The following is a 14,703-nucleotide window of genomic DNA, read 5'->3' as shown; positions in this document are numbered from 1 at the left end:
GCAAATTGCTGACCAACAGGACAACAAACGGCTTGAAACCGCGTAACGGCCATCGCGGGCAAGCCTTGCTCCTACAAGTGCACCGCAAACCCGTAGGAGCCGAGCTTGCTCGCGATGAGGCCCTTGAGGCCGATAAAAGTGCATGGCCTGGCACGGCTGCCATCCACTGGTGCGCTAAGGTGTAACGAAACGTTAGCGCCGCCCCGCAGTCAGTAGCTCATCATCCCGGTTTCGCTTCATACGGCAAAAAGGCCCGCAATGCTCACACTCCTCAAGCAAGAAAAGTTTCTGCTGCTGGCCGTGATCGCCGCCGCCGTCGCCTACCCGCTGGAGCACTGGATGCTGCACAGCGGCCAACCCATCGCGTTGACCGCCGGCCTCGTACTGATCGCCTTCATCGTCGTTGCCTCCATGCGCGTCGCCCATCACGCCGAACTGCTCGCAGAAATAGTCGGCGACCCTTACGGCACGATGATCCTGACCCTGGCCGCCGTGCTGGTAGAAGTGGTGATCCTGGCGATCATGATGAGCAACGAAGCCTCGCCGACCCTGGTACGCGACACGATTTATTCGGCGGTGATGCTCGACATCAACGGCATCCTCGGCCTCGCTGCGTTGATGGGCGGGCTCAAGCACGGCGAACAGTCCTACAACGACGATTCGGCCCGCAGTTACAGCGTGATGATTCTCACCGCCATGGGCGTTTCCATGGTGGTGCCGGAGTTCATCCCCGAGGGCAGCTGGAAACTCTATTCGGCGTTCACCATTGGTGCGATGGTCGTGCTTTACACCCTGTTCCTGCGCATGCAGGTCGGGCCGCACAGTTATTTTTTCAGCTACAGCTACCCGGAAAAACGTCGCAGGAAAGTCCCGGAGGAGGAGCCTGAACCGGTCAATCTGGGGCTGAGTATCGGGACATTGGTGTTCGGCGTGGTGGTGATCGGCGCCTTGGCCGAGGTGATGTCCAAGACCCTCGATCTGGGCCTCGAAGGGACGGGCGCACCGCCGGTGATCACGGCGATCCTGGTGGCGGCAATCTCGGCGGCGCCGGAAATTCTGACCGCGTTGCGGGCGGCACTGGCCAACCGCATGCAGTCTGTGGTCAACATCGCCATGGGCGCGTCACTGTCGACGGTCATCCTGACCGTGCCGGTGATGGAAGCGATGGCGCTCTACACCGGCCAGCCGTTCCAGATGGCGATGACCCCGGTGCAGACCGTGATGGTCTTCCTCACCCTGATCGTCAGCGCGATCAACCTCAACGATGGCGAAACCAATGCCATCGAAGGCATGACCCACTTTGTGCTGTTTGCGACATTCATCATGTTGTCGCTGCTCGGCCTCTAAACACACCACAAAACCAATTGTGGGAGCGAGCCTGCTCGCGATAGCGGTGTGTCAGACACCATTGATGTCGACTGACACTCCGTCATCGTCGGAACGCCGCCCGGAGCAGGCTCGCTCCCACTGGTTTTGGTTGGGGTTGTATCAGACGCCCGCAATCAACTGCCGAGCCGCCTGGCTGTGATCGGCAATCAGGCCTTTGAGGTCCAGCCCTTCAACCTGCCCATCAATCACCCGCCACTTGCCGCCAACCATCACCCGATCCGCCCGATCAGCGCCGCATAGCAGCAATGCCGACACCGGATCATGACTGCCGGAAAACCGCAGCTCATCGAGCTTGAACAGCGCCAGGTCCGCCTGCTTGCCCACCGCCAGTTCGCCGATATCAGTACGCCCGAGCAAACTCGCCGAACCCTTGGTCGCCCAACCCAAAACCAATTCCGGCGTGATCTTCTCGGCGCCATAACGCAGCCGCTGAATGTACAGCGCCTGACGGGTTTCCAGCATCATGTTCGACGCATCGTTGGACGCCGAACCGTCCACGCCCAAGCCCAGCAAGGCGCCCGCAGCGGTCAGGTCCAGCGTCGGGCAGATGCCGGAAGCCAGACGCATGTTCGAACTCGGGCAATGGCAAATGCCGGTGCCGGCGGCGCCGAGGCGAGCGATTTCGTCCGGGTTGAAGTGGATGCCGTGAGCCAGCCAGGTGCGCGGGCCAAGCCAGCCGACGCTGTCGAGGTAATCCACAGTGCGCAGGCCGAAGCGCTGCAGGCAGAAATCTTCTTCGTCGAGGGTTTCGGCCAGATGGGTGTGCAGGCGCACGTCGAGTTTGTTCGCCAGTTCGGCGCTGGCGGACATGATTTGCGGGGTCACCGAGAACGGTGAGCAGGGGGCGAGGGCGATCTGGATTTGCGCGCCATCGCCACGCTCGTGGTATTCGCCGATCAAGCGTTGGCTGTCGGCGAGGATCACTTCGCCTTCCTGCACGGTCTGCTGCGGCGGCAGGCCGCCGTCCTTTTCGCCAAGGCTCATGGAACCGCGCGTCAGCATGGCGCGCATGCCCAGTTCGCGGACGCTCTCGACCTGCACGTCGATCGCATTTTCCAGGCCTTGCGGAAACAGGTAATGGTGATCGGCTGCGGTGGTGCAGCCGGACAGCAGCAATTCGGCCAACGCGACTTTGCTGGCGAGGGCGAGTTTTTCAGGGGTGAGGCGAGCCCAGACCGGGTAAAGAGTTTTCAGCCACGGGAACAACGGCTGATTGACCACCGGCGCCCAGGCGCGGGTCAGGGTTTGATAGAAGTGGTGATGGGTGTTGATCAGTCCCGGCAAGATCACATGCTCACGGGCATCGAAGACTTGTCCACAGGGCGCGGAAGGTTGCTGGCCGGCGGCGAGCACTTCGACGATCAAACCGTCTTGCAGCACCAGGCCGCCACGGGCATCGAGGCCATTGGCAGTGAAGATCGCAAGGGGATTTTTTAACCAGGTACGGGTCGCAGGCATGTTGGCCGGCTCCTCTGAAAGTGGGGTTCAGGTTAGCCAGCTCAGTGATTACCCTGTCTGCTGATCCAGGGTCGCCGCGGGGACGAGGTGCGGAGTTTCATTCAAAACCGCGCTGCGGGCAAGCCCGGCCCGACCAGGCGACGCAAAACCCCTGTGGGAGCGGGCTTGCTCGCGAATGCGGTGCGTCATGCAACATTGATGTCGACTGACACTCCCTCTTCGCGAGCAAGCCCGCTCCCACAGTAGACGATGGGTTACCAAGGAATGGTTTCACCCCGGTAATTCACAAAATGATGCCCGCCCTTGCCGGTATACGCATTCACCTGATCGACCAACCCACGCGTGCTGGTGTCCACATCAATGTCGGCACCTTCACCGCCCATGTCGGTCTTCACCCAACCCGGATGCAGCGACAGCACGGTGAGTTTCTGCTCGCCCAACTGAGTGACGAAGCTATTGGTCATCGAGTTCAGCGCCGCTTTGCTCGCCTTGTACAACGCCAGCTCCGGCGCATCCGGCATGGTCACGCTGCCCAGCACCGAACTCATGAACGCCAGCACGCCGCTGTCCGGACGAATCTGCCCGACAAAGCGTTGAGCCAGATTGATTGGCGCCACCGCATTGGTGAAGAACAGTTGCCCGACTTCGGCCAGCGTCGCGCCGCCCGGTGTTTGAACGTCCGGGCCTTTAACCCCGGCATTCACGAACAACAGATCAAACACTTCGCCCTTGAGCTGTTGGCTCAGAGCGATGACCGCTTGCTGATCGTCCATGTCGAGTTTTTCGATCCGCACCTTGCCCAAGGCCTGCAAGGCTTCGGCGTTCTGCGGGTTGCGCACGGTGGCGGTGACCTGCCAACCGTCGGCCAGCAGGGTTTTCACCAGACCGAGGCCCAGGCCTCGGGAGGCGCCGATGATGAGTGCGGTTTTTGCCGTAGACATAAGTGGCTTCCTTGAAAAATGAGGATCACGGATTCAATGGACAACGCTGACCGAGCCGTTGCTGCAACTCCTGACGCAGCGCGCCGAGTTCGTCGATTCGGGTTTCGATCAGTTTGAGTTTGTCTTGCAGCAATTGCGTGACGGCGCTGTCCGGATCGGGCGACTGCCATAACGCGGCGACGCTGTTGCCGATCTCGCCGAGGGTAAAGCCCAATCGCTGAGCGGTCTTGATGTACAGCACCAGTTGCACCATGTCCGCCGGATAGTCGCGATAACCGTTGGCGCTGCGTTGCGCCGCAATCAATCCGCGCTGCTCGTAGAAACGCAGCGTGTCGCGGCTGACGGCGCTGGCCTGGGCTAATTCACCGATGCGCATCATGACTTCTCGAGAGGGCTTGACCCTGGAGCATACTCCAGGCTTTAGCCTTGTTGCTCCCTGAATTTATGGAGCAAAACGGATGTGGACTTCAACGCAATATCGCCGGTTGGTGAAGGGTAGTGCCTGGTATGACTTGATCGTGACGGCGGCGTTTGTCACGCCGTGGAGCTTTGCGGCGTTGCATGCCGTTTTGTCGAGTGTGAGTCAGGCGTTCAATTTGTCCGGCGAGTTGCCGCCGTTTGAGCCGATGCACTTGCTGATGGCCAATCTGTTGGGGTCGATTGTCTGCGTGTGGGCGGTGCTGCGGATTCGTGATCCGCAGCAGGTGTATGGGCGGTATGACGCCGTCGGTAGATTTCTGTTTTCGGCTTGGCAGCTCTATGCCTTGCTCCATGGCGCGAGCTCTTTGTTGGTGATCTTCTTGATCTTTGAATTGGCGTGGGGCGTTGTTCAGGTGTTGCCCGTGAGGGCGCCTTCGCGAGCAAGTCGAATCGTCGCACCGCCGCTCCCACAGTAGATGTGGGTTGATCACAAAAACCAGGCTCGACTCGGTCCAAGTGTGGGAGCGGGCTTGCTCGCGAAGAGGCCGGTGCAGACAACTACTAATGCCCGGCCTGCCACGGTTTCCCCAACGACACCGGCGCATACAACCGCGTACGCAGCGCATCCCGGGACAACAGCACCAACACCACAATGGTCGCGACATACGGCAGCATCGCCAGCAGACTCGACGGAATCGCCAGCCCCAACCCCTGCGCCACCAAATGCAGAATGCTGGCGAGTCCGAACAGATACGCCCCCAGCAGCAATCGCCACACCCGCCAACTGGCAAACACCACCAGTGCCAGGGCAATCCAGCCACGCCCGGCGCTCATGTTCTCCGCCCACATCGGCGTATAAGCCAGCGACAAATAAGCCCCGGCCAATCCAGCCATCGCCCCGCCAAACAGCACCGCCAGCGTGCGCACGCCCAACACCGGTAAACCCATCGCACTGGCCGCGTCCGGATTTTCGCCGACCGCCTGAATGATCAGCCCAACGCGACTTTTCACCAGCACCCAGGCCACCAGCGCAAACAGCGCGAACGACACATACACCAGCTGATCCTGTGCAAACAGCATCCGTCCGATCAGCGGGATTTCACTCAAATAAGGAATCGCCACCGGCTCAAAACCGGCCAGCGGTTTACCGACCCACGCCGCGCCAACAAACGTCGACAGACCCACGCCGAAGATCGTCAGCGCCAACCCGGTGGCCACCTGATTGGCGTTGAATACCAGCGCCACCAGCGCAAACAACGACGACAACAGCATTCCGGCAAGCATCGCCAGCAATACGCCGAGCCACAGGTTGCCGCTGCTCAACGCGACGATAAAACCGATCACCGCCCCAAACAGCATCATCCCTTCCTGGCCGAGGTTCAGAACGCCGCTCTTCTCGCAGATCAACTCACCGAGTGCCACCAACAGCAGCGGCGTACCGCAACGGACCATGGCGTAGAAAATATTGCTCAGCAGATCGATATCCATCACAGCGCTCCTGCGTGTACGGCGGTGGCTGGTGCACGACGGGACCAACGCAGGTTCAAACGCGGTCGGTAGAGAATCAGCACGTCACTGGCCAACAGGAAAAACAGCATCATGCCCTGGAACAATTGCGTGATCGCTTGCGGCAGATTCATGCTCATTTGCGCGCTCTCGCCGCCGATGTACAGCAACGCCATCAGCAGGCTGGAAAACAGAATACCGATGGGATTGAGTCGCCCGAGAAACGCCACAGTGATCGCGGCATAGCCGTAACCGGGCGAGACTTGCGGCACCAATTGGCCGATCGGCCCGGTGACTTCGCACACACCGGCCAGCCCCGCCAATCCTCCGCTGATCAACAGCGCCAGCCAGATCAGCCGCTTCTCGCGAAAGCCGACGAACCCCGCTGCGCGCTTGTCCAGCCCGAGCACTTTGATCTGGAACCCGATAAAGCTTTTCTGCAGCAACACCCACACCGCGACCAACGCGAGCAAGGCGAAATACACGCCCACGTGGACCCGACCATCCTCCATCAGCAGCGGCAAACGACTGGCATCACCGAACATCGCCGACTCCGGAAAGTTGAACCCCGCCGGATCCTTCAACGGTCCATGCACACAAAACAGCAACAGGTTCAGGGCGATGTAATTGAGCATGATGCTGGTGAGGATTTCATTGGCATTGAAACGCGTGCGCAACCACGCCGTCAGCCCGGCCCACGCGGCACCGGCCAGGGTACCGACGAGCAGGATCAGCACCAGTGCCCAGCGGCTTTGCAGGTCGATGATGTTCACCGCCAATGCACTGCCGGCCAGCGCGCCAAGCAGCAACTGACCTTCGGCGCCGATGTTCCAGATTCGAGCTTGGTACGCCACCGCCAGCCCCAACGCGCAGAGCAAAATCGGCAGCGCTTTGACCAGCAGTTCGGAGACGCCGTACAGGTCGCTGATCGGTGCGATGAGCAACGTGTGCAAGGTCAGTAACGGGTCATGCCCCAGTGCGACAAACAGCAGTGAGCCACAGCCCAACGTCAGGACAGCCGCCAGCAACGGCGAGCACCACAGCATCAGGCGCGATTGCTGGCCACGGGGTTCGAGAGAAAGCAGCATGTGAAACTCCGTTAAACCGTTGCGGGTGCGAGTGATTGAGGGGCATCGAACTGGCCGGCCATCCAGCCGCCGACATCGATCAGGCGCGTGTCGACCGTGGCCTTGAGCGGCGACAATCGACCGCTGCACAACGCGCCGAGGCGGTCGCTGATCTGGAACAGTTCGTCGAGGTCTTCGGAGATCACCAGGATCGCCGCGCCGGCGTCGCGCAAGGCAATCAGCGCCCGGTGAATGGTCGCGGCGGCGCCGACGTCCACGCCCCAGGTCGGGTGCGCGGCCACCAGCAGTCTCGGTTGTTGGAGGATCTCGCGGCCGAGGATGAATTTCTGCAGGTTGCCGCCAGACAGGCTGCGGGCCGGTGTCTGGCTATCGGGTGTCTTGACCCCGAAGCGGCGGATGATTTCTTCGGCCAGCGCTTCGACCTTGCCGCGCTGGATCAGGCCATTACTGACCAGCCCTTGTTGAAAGGCAGTGAGCAGGGCGTTGTCCGCCAGGCTCAAGTCCGGCACCGCACCATGGCCCAGACGTTCAGCGGGGACGAAGGCCAGGCCCAGTTTGCGCCGTGCGTCCGGCCGCAAGTGCGCCACCGGTTGCCCGGCGAAACTGATCGTTGCGCCGTCGTTGCGGCTGAGCGGTACTTCGCCGCTGAGCAGGGCCAACAACTCATCCTGACCATTGCCGGCGACCCCGGCGATGCCGACGATTTCGCCGCTGCGTACTTCAAGCTCGATGTCCTTCAGCGAACAGCCGAACGGATCGGGGTTGTGCCAGGACAATCCCGTCACATTCAGGAACGCATTAGCGCCAGTGACTTTCGGATAATCCGTAATCAGCGCAGCGGCGTCACCGACCATCAACTGCGCCAGTTGCCGATCCGAACACTCGGCCGGCACGCAATGCCCGGCCACCCGACCGCCACGCAACACCGTGGCGCTGTGGCACAACGCGCGAACTTCACCGAGTTTGTGGCTGATAAACAGAATGCTGCAGCCCTCGGCGGAGAGTCGGCGCAAGGTGACGAACAAATCGTCGGCCTCCTGCGGAGTCAGCACTGAGGTCGGTTCATCGAGAATCAGCAGGCGGATGTCCTGCATCAGGCAACGAATGATTTCCACCCGCTGGCGTTCACCGATCGACAGGCTGTGGACAAGTCGCTCCGGCTCCAACGCCATGCCATAGCGCCGGGAGACTTCACGAATCTTGGGCTCAAGCTGTTTCGGTGTACCCGCCGCCGCGCCCATCGCCAAGGCAATGTTCTGCGCCACGCTCAAAGTCTCGAACAACGAGAAATGCTGAAACACCATGCCGATTCCCAGCCCTCGAGCTTGAGCCGGGTTGCGCAGGGTCACGCGTTGCCCTTGCCAGATCATCTCGCCCGAGTCCGCGTGGGTGACGCCGTAGATGATCTTCATCAGCGTACTTTTGCCCGCGCCGTTTTCGCCGAGCAGGGCGTGGATTTCGCCGGGTGCAATGCTCAGGTCGATGGCATCGTTGGCCAGGCAACCGGGGTAGCGCTTGCTGATGTTGCGCAGTTGCAGGCGAGGTGTTGGATCGGAGATCGGCACGGGGCTGGGCATGACAGGCTCGGGTCGATTGAAGTGATGCCTGTGGACAAAGCAATTTCCTGGCCATTGAGTCAGGAAAAATCAAATACGTTGCAGATAAAGGCTTTGAGGACGGCGCCTCGCCCTATGTCGATCCGACCCCGGCACCACTTGAGGGCAGCGCCGTTGATCAGGCTCCGGTTTTGCACAAGGTATTTGGTCAAAAAACAAGCAACCGGCGCCAAGCCATGCCGGACATGGGGCGGCGACAGCCATGAACGGGTTATCCACAGATTGCTCCACAGTATTTGTGCGCAAGCCCGAAGGTCGGGCATAAGCACTGTGTGGCTTTCTTCTAATGGTGATAAACCGCTTTAACTGATTGTTTTTACGTGGATTTATCTTTTTTGATGACGGATTGGACGAAAAGTGAGCAAAGCCCGCAAAGCCGCGTGACAGAAGGGTTACAGCCGGGTGTGCTCAGGTTATCCACAGCCGGGTGCACAGCAGATGTGGGCAAATGCACCGGTTCGACGAAAGGGCGGTGAACGTTGTTGGTGCGATTAGTGCTGCAACAAAATGCGTCCACGGCTCAAGCCTGCCAGCTGCGTTTGCAGGGTGTCGATCTGGCTTTCGCCGATAGCCAATCGCAGGTCTACGCCGTTGGCCGTGAACGTTTCTTCCACAACCAGTCCACCCAGTTCCGCCACCCGAAGCTTCACCAGCGGCAACTCTGCAAAAGCACAGGCACAACTCACCGGCACCCGACTGATCAGTTCAACCTTTGCCGCCGCTTGCAGGCACTTGTTGGCGCCGCCGCCATACGCCCGGGCGAGGCCCCCGGTGCCGAGTTGAATGCCGCCATACCAACGAATCACCAGCACCGCGACCTGATCGCAATCCTGAGCTTCGATTGCCGCCAGAATCGGCCGGCCAGCGGTGCCGCCGGGCTCGCCATCGTCAGTGCTGCGGTAGTGGTCGCCAAGCTTCCAGGCCCAGCAATTGTGCGAGGCATTCAAATCGCTGTGCTGTTCGATGAACGCCTGGGCTTCAGCAGGGCTGCTGATCGGTGCGGCGAAAGTGATGAAGCGGCTTTTGCGAATCTCTTCGCGGTACTCGCAAAAACCGCTGAGGGTAAAAGGCATAAGTGTCTTAGATCGTTGGCGTCAGGCCGCAGCCCTTGAGAATGATGCGGATCAGGTTGTTGCCGGCGTCTTCCATGTCTTGCTTGGTCAACTTGGTGCGACCGGTGACACGGCAGATCTGCGTGGCGAAATCGGCGTAATGCTGAGTGCTGCCCCACAACAGGAAGATCAGGTTCACCGGGTCGACCGGGTCCATTTTTCCGGCGTCGATCCAGGCCTGGAACACGCCCGCCCGACCCTGGAACCAGGCGCGATAATCCTGGTTGAAGTACTCGGTCAGGCATTCGCCGCCGCTGATCACTTCCATCGCGAAGATCCGCGAGGCTTGCGGCTGACGACGGGAGAATTCCATCTTGGCGCGGATGTAACGCGTCAGCGCTTCGGCCGGGTCATCTTCGGCAGTGAGGGTGTTGAAGGTGCTGTCCCACAGCTGGAGGATGTTGCTCAACACCGCCACGTACAAACCGAGTTTGTTGGTGAAGTAGTAATGCAGATTCGCCTTGGGCAATCCGGCATTCAGGGCGATGGTGTTCATGCTGGTGCCTTTGAACCCGTGACGGGCGAACTCGTCTTCGGCGGCTTTGATGATGGTCTCTTCGTTCTTCTGACGAATGCGGCTGGCAGGTTTGCCGCCGTGAGCGGGGACTTCAAAGGTCATAGGCACTTCCGAACAAGTGAGTGGGTGCTACCAGTGCGTTGATAGCGCACCCACCGGCATCAGACAAGTCCTGATGCGATAAAACCTACCCCCATCTCTGTAGGAGCAAAGCTTGCTCGCGATGACGGCAGGCCAGTCATCACTAATGTTGAATGTTACGCCGCCATCGTCGGAACGCCGCCCGGAGCAAGCTTTGCTCCTACAGGGATTGTGGTGGTTAGCGTGTGGCGGCCAGGCTTTCGAGGAAGCTTTCCAGCACCAAATGCGGACGACGGCCCTTGCGCGTGACCGATGCGAGGCTCAGGTCATAAAACCGCACCTTTGGTTTCAGCGCACGCAACCGGCCTTGCTGCACCCAGAGACTGGCGTAGTGGTCCGGCAGGTAGCCGATGAAGCGTCCGGTCAGAATCAGGAACGCCATGCCTTCGCGGTCCGAGGCACTGGCGGTGCAATTGAGCGCCTGGTAATGGGCCTGGATTTCCGCGGGCAAACGGAAGGTCGGCGCGATGGCATCCTGGCTATTGAGACGCTCGTCATCCAGTTGTTTATCGTCGACATAAAACAACGGATGACCGACCGCGCAATACAGGAGCGAGCGTTCGCTATAGAGCGGTTGATATTCCAGCCCCGACAGCGCGCTGGCCTGCGGCACCACGCCGACATGCAATCGACCATCGAGCACGCCTTGTTCGACTTCATTGGGCGCGATCATGCGGATCTGAATCTGCACGTCGGGGCCGCGCTCCTTCAATTGCGCCAAGGCGTGGGTGATGCGCATGTGGGGCAGGGTGACCAGGTTGTCGGTCAGGCCGATGGTCAATTCGCCGCGCAGATGTTGGTGCAGGCCGTTGACCTCGGTGCGGAAACTTTCCAGCGCACTTAATAGCTGCAAGGCTGAGTGATAGACCTCGCGACCTTCTTCGGTCAGGGAAAACCCGGCGCGACCGCGTTGGCACAAGCGCAAACCGAGGCGCTGTTCCAGATCGCTCATTTGCTGGCTGATCGCCGAGCGGCCGATCCCCAGCACCGATTCCGCTGCCGAGAAGCCGCCGCACTCCACGACGCTGCGGAAGATCCTCAATAAGCGGATATCAAAGTCACTGACTTGCGCCAGCGGATCGGGGCGGCGGCTGCTCATGCTCAAAATACTCAAAGTTTAGTGATGGACTGACTGAACGTTAGAGGAGTTAGATTTCACCGACTTTATCCCCGTGGCAATTTAGCTGCAAGAACGCTTTTGATCTCTATGCCGCTTATTGCCCTGCGAGGTTTTGCCCATGAACTTGCCTGAAAACAACCCGACGTCCCTGGCCAGCCAGCTCAAGCTCGATGCTCACTGGATGCCCTACACCGCCAACCGTAATTTCCAGCGCGATCCGCGACTGATCGTGGCGGCTGAAGGCAGTTGGCTGATCGATGACAAGGGCCGCAAGGTTTACGACTCGCTCTCCGGTTTGTGGACTTGCGGCGCCGGGCATACCCGTAAGGAAATTCAGGAAGCGGTCGCCAAGCAATTGGGCACCCTCGATTACTCACCAGGCTTCCAGTACGGCCATCCTCTGTCGTTCCAGCTGGCTGAGAAAATCACCGACCTGACCCCGGGCAATCTGAATCACGTGTTCTTCACTGACTCGGGTTCCGAGTGCGCTGACACCGCAGTGAAGATGGTCCGTGCTTACTGGCGTCTGAAAGGCCAGGCGACCAAGACCAAAATGATTGGTCGTGCACGTGGTTATCACGGCGTGAACATCGCCGGCACCAGCCTCGGTGGAGTGAACGGCAACCGCAAAATGTTCGGACAGGCGATGATGGACGTCGATCACCTGCCGCACACCTTGCTGGCGAGCAATGCCTATTCCCGTGGCATGCCGGAGCAGGGCGGTATCGCCCTGGCCGATGAACTGTTGAAGTTGATCGAGCTGCATGACGCCTCCAACATCGCCGCCGTGTTCGTCGAGCCATTGGCCGGTTCCGCTGGCGTACTGGTTCCGCCACAGGGTTACCTCAAGCGTCTGCGTGAGATCTGCGATCAGCACAATATTCTGCTGGTGTTCGACGAAGTGATCACCGGTTTCGGCCGTACCGGCAAAATGTTCGGTGCCGATACCTTTGGCGTAACCCCGGACCTGATGTGCATCGCCAAGCAAGTTACCAACGGCGCGATCCCGATGGGCGCGGTGATTGCCAGCTCCGAGATCTACCAGACCTTCATGAACCAGGCGACGCCGGAGTACGCGGTGGAATTCCCGCATGGCTACACCTATTCCGCGCACCCGGTGGCTTGTGCTGCTGGCCTGGCAGCACTCGATCTGCTGCAAAAGGAAAACCTGGTGCAGAGCGTGGCCGAAGTCGCACCGCATTTCGAAAATGCGCTGCACGGTCTGAAGGGCTCGAAAAACATCATCGATATTCGTAACTACGGCCTGGCCGGTGCGATCCAGATCGCACCGCGTGACGGCGACGCCATTGTGCGTCCGTTCGAAGCCGGCATGGCGCTGTGGAAAGCCGGGTTCTACGTGCGCTTCGGCGGCGACACCCTGCAGTTCGGCCCAACCTTCAACAGCAAGCCGCAAGACGTTGATCGTCTGTTCGACGCGGTCGGCGAAGTGCTGAACAAGATCGACTGATTTTTCCCTTCTACATAGAGGCGCCCGGTGACGGGCGCCTGTGGACAACTTTTCTGGAGCCCCGCATGAGCCTTATTCCGCATTTGATCAATGGCGAACTGGTGACCGAAGACGGTCGTACGGCCGACGTGTTCAACCCGTCCACCGGCCAGGCGATTCACAAGCTGCCATTGGCCAGCCGCGAAACCATTCAAAAAGCCATCGACTCGGCCAAGGCAGCGTTCCCGGCCTGGCGTAACACTCCGCCGGCCAAGCGAGCGCAGGTGATGTTCCGCTTCAAGCAATTGCTGGAGCAGAACGAAGCGCGGATCGCTCAGCTGATCAGCGAAGAACACGGCAAAACCCTGGAAGACGCTGCCGGTGAACTGAAACGCGGAATCGAGAACGTCGAGTTCGCTTGCGCAGCGCCGGAAATCCTCAAGGGCGAATACAGCCGTAACGTTGGCCCGAACATTGATGCCTGGTCGGACTTCCAGCCGTTGGGTGTGGTGGCCGGTATTACGCCGTTCAACTTCCCTGCCATGGTGCCGCTGTGGATGTACCCGCTGGCGATCGTCTGCGGTAACTGCTTCATCCTCAAGCCTTCCGAGCGTGACCCAAGTTCGACGCTGTTGATTGCTCAACTGTTGATCGAGGCCGGTCTGCCTAAAGGTGTGCTGAGTGTGGTGCACGGCGACAAGGCTGCGGTGGACGCGCTGATCGAAGCGCCGGAAGTCAAAGCGTTGAGCTTCGTTGGTTCGACGCCGATTGCCGAATACATCTACGCCGAAGGCACCAAGCGCGGCAAACGCGTTCAGGCACTGGGTGGCGCGAAGAACCATGCGGTGTTGATGCCGGATGCGGATCTGGATAACGCGGTCAGCGCATTGATGGGCGCGGCGTATGGTTCTTGCGGTGAACGTTGCATGGCAATCTCGGTGGCTGTGTGCGTCGGTGACCAGGTGGCGGATGCGCTGGTGGCCAAGTTGGTACCGCAAATCAAGGCGCTGAAAATCGGTGCCGGTACTTCATGCGGTCTGGACATGGGGCCGCTGGTTTCCGGTCAGGCTCGCGACAAAGTCAGTGGCTATATAGAAGACGGTGTTTCGGCGGGTGCTTCTTTGGTGGTCGATGGTCGTGGTCTGAGCGTGGCGGGTCATGAGGAAGGTTTCTTCCTGGGTGGCTGCTTGTTCGACAACGTCACGCCAGAAATGCGCATCTATAAAGAAGAGATCTTTGGGCCGGTGCTGTGTGTTGTCCGGGTTAACAGCCTGGAAGAGGCGATGCAGCTGATCAACGATCACGAGTATGGCAACGGCACCTGCATCTTTACCCGTGATGGGGAAGCGGCGCGGTTGTTCTGCGACGAGATCGAAGTCGGTATGGTCGGCGTAAACGTACCGTTGCCGGTACCGGTGGCTTATCACAGCTTTGGCGGCTGGAAGCGCTCGCTGTTCGGCGACTTGCATGCGTATGGTCCGGATGGCGTGCGTTTCTACACCCGTCGCAAGGCTATTACCCAGCGCTGGCCACAACGAGCGAGCCATGAAGCTTCGCAGTTCGCATTCCCTAGCTTGTAAGTAGAAGGGAAGAAGGCCGGCCCTTTGGGGCCGGCCTTTGCATTTAAGGGGCTTTTTTTACCTATATGACAGAATTGTGAAGATAGGTGTTGACGGCAGATTCTGGAAGTCTATAATTCGCCCCACTTCCGGCGCAGTCGAAACGGAAAACTCCTTGGCAAACAATGAGTTACGCAGTTTTCGACAGCGAGTTGCTTCAGGTCATCGAAGCCCAGAAGGAGTTGATCAGGCAGTCTGTTTTTGCCTAATTGACGATTCGGTCTTCTCGGTCGGCAGCGGTGTAAAAGAGGTGTTGACAGCAGCGAGTAACGCTGTAGAATTCGCCTCCCGCTAACGAGAGATCGAAAGCGCAAGTGGTTGAAGTTGCA

General features: G+C 59.7%; 13 protein-coding genes. 4 read left to right on the top strand and 9 right to left on the bottom strand.

Annotation, left to right across the window (positions count from 1 at the left end):
• Window positions 1–258 precede the first annotated feature (258 nt).
• Window positions 259–1,347, top strand: a complete 1,089-nt coding sequence (locus DFS28_RS07005) for a calcium:proton antiporter (RefSeq protein WP_111449142.1) — start codon at window positions 259–261, stop codon at window positions 1,345–1,347.
• A gap of 141 nt (window positions 1,348–1,488) precedes the next feature.
• Here DFS28_RS07005 and DFS28_RS07000 read toward each other — a convergent pair whose 3' ends face one another.
• The 3 genes from DFS28_RS07000 to DFS28_RS06985 all read right to left on the bottom strand — a co-directional run bounded on the left by DFS28_RS07000 (window position 1,489) and on the right by DFS28_RS06985 (window position 4,164).
• Window positions 1,489–2,847: an 8-oxoguanine deaminase gene (locus DFS28_RS07000; protein ID WP_111449141.1), complete on the bottom strand. Its 1,359-nt coding sequence runs from the start codon at window positions 2,845–2,847 to the stop codon at window positions 1,489–1,491.
• Between the two features lie 254 nt (window positions 2,848–3,101).
• A complete protein-coding gene (locus tag DFS28_RS06990) occupies window positions 3,102–3,788 on the bottom strand; it encodes an SDR family oxidoreductase (RefSeq protein ID WP_111449140.1) in 687 nt (228 codons plus the stop codon).
• Window positions 3,789–3,813: 25 nt separating this feature from the next.
• Complete coding sequence (locus DFS28_RS06985) at window positions 3,814–4,164, bottom strand: MerR family transcriptional regulator (protein ID WP_046054540.1); 351 nt, start codon at window positions 4,162–4,164, stop codon at window positions 3,814–3,816.
• Window positions 4,165–4,246: 82 nt separating this feature from the next.
• Here DFS28_RS06985 and DFS28_RS06980 point away from each other — a divergent pair, with 82 nt between their 5' ends.
• Window positions 4,247–4,684 (top strand): hypothetical protein, encoded by a 438-nt coding sequence (locus tag DFS28_RS06980; RefSeq protein WP_111449139.1) that lies wholly within the window; start codon window positions 4,247–4,249, stop codon window positions 4,682–4,684.
• An 85-nt stretch (window positions 4,685–4,769) separates the two neighbouring features.
• Here the strand turns inward: DFS28_RS06980 and DFS28_RS06975 are convergent, their stop codons facing one another.
• From DFS28_RS06975 to DFS28_RS06950, 6 genes are all read right to left on the bottom strand, one after another.
• Window positions 4,770–5,696 carry an ABC transporter permease gene (locus DFS28_RS06975; protein ID WP_111449138.1) on the bottom strand — a complete coding sequence of 309 codons (927 nt, stop codon included), beginning with the start codon at window positions 5,694–5,696 and terminating at the stop codon, window positions 4,770–4,772.
• Complete coding sequence (locus DFS28_RS06970; protein ID WP_111449137.1) at window positions 5,696–6,802, bottom strand: ABC transporter permease; 1,107 nt, start codon at window positions 6,800–6,802, stop codon at window positions 5,696–5,698. Before DFS28_RS06970 ends, DFS28_RS06975 begins: the two co-directional genes overlap by 1 nt.
• A gap of 11 nt (window positions 6,803–6,813) precedes the next feature.
• Entirely contained in the window at window positions 6,814–8,379 is a 1,566-nt protein-coding gene (locus DFS28_RS06965; RefSeq protein ID WP_111449136.1) for an ABC transporter ATP-binding protein, read from the bottom strand.
• Window positions 8,380–8,909: 530 nt separating this feature from the next.
• Window positions 8,910–9,491: a YigZ family protein gene (locus DFS28_RS06960; RefSeq protein WP_111449135.1), complete on the bottom strand. Its 582-nt coding sequence runs from the start codon at window positions 9,489–9,491 to the stop codon at window positions 8,910–8,912.
• Window positions 9,492–9,498: 7 nt separating this feature from the next.
• On the bottom strand, window positions 9,499–10,149 hold the full coding sequence (locus DFS28_RS06955; RefSeq protein WP_102615727.1) for a TetR/AcrR family transcriptional regulator: 651 nt from the start codon (window positions 10,147–10,149) through the stop codon (window positions 9,499–9,501).
• A gap of 217 nt (window positions 10,150–10,366) precedes the next feature.
• A complete protein-coding gene (locus tag DFS28_RS06950; RefSeq protein ID WP_111449134.1) occupies window positions 10,367–11,287 on the bottom strand; it encodes a LysR family transcriptional regulator in 921 nt (306 codons plus the stop codon).
• Window positions 11,288–11,426: 139 nt separating this feature from the next.
• Between DFS28_RS06950 and DFS28_RS06945 the strand changes: the two genes are divergently transcribed.
• Both DFS28_RS06945 and DFS28_RS06940 read left to right on the top strand, forming a co-directional pair.
• Window positions 11,427–12,776 carry an aspartate aminotransferase family protein gene (locus DFS28_RS06945; RefSeq protein WP_111449133.1) on the top strand — a complete coding sequence of 450 codons (1,350 nt, stop codon included), beginning with the start codon at window positions 11,427–11,429 and terminating at the stop codon, window positions 12,774–12,776.
• A 65-nt stretch (window positions 12,777–12,841) separates the two neighbouring features.
• A complete protein-coding gene (locus DFS28_RS06940; RefSeq protein ID WP_111449132.1) occupies window positions 12,842–14,335 on the top strand; it encodes a CoA-acylating methylmalonate-semialdehyde dehydrogenase in 1,494 nt (497 codons plus the stop codon).
• Window positions 14,336–14,703 lie beyond the last annotated feature (368 nt).

The sequence above is a fragment of the Pseudomonas sp. 478 genome (assembly GCF_003254125.1).
Lineage (GTDB): Bacteria > Pseudomonadota > Gammaproteobacteria > Pseudomonadales > Pseudomonadaceae > Aquipseudomonas.
Note: the sequence above shows the minus strand (reverse complement) of the source record. Positions and strands in the feature narration are given on the sequence as shown.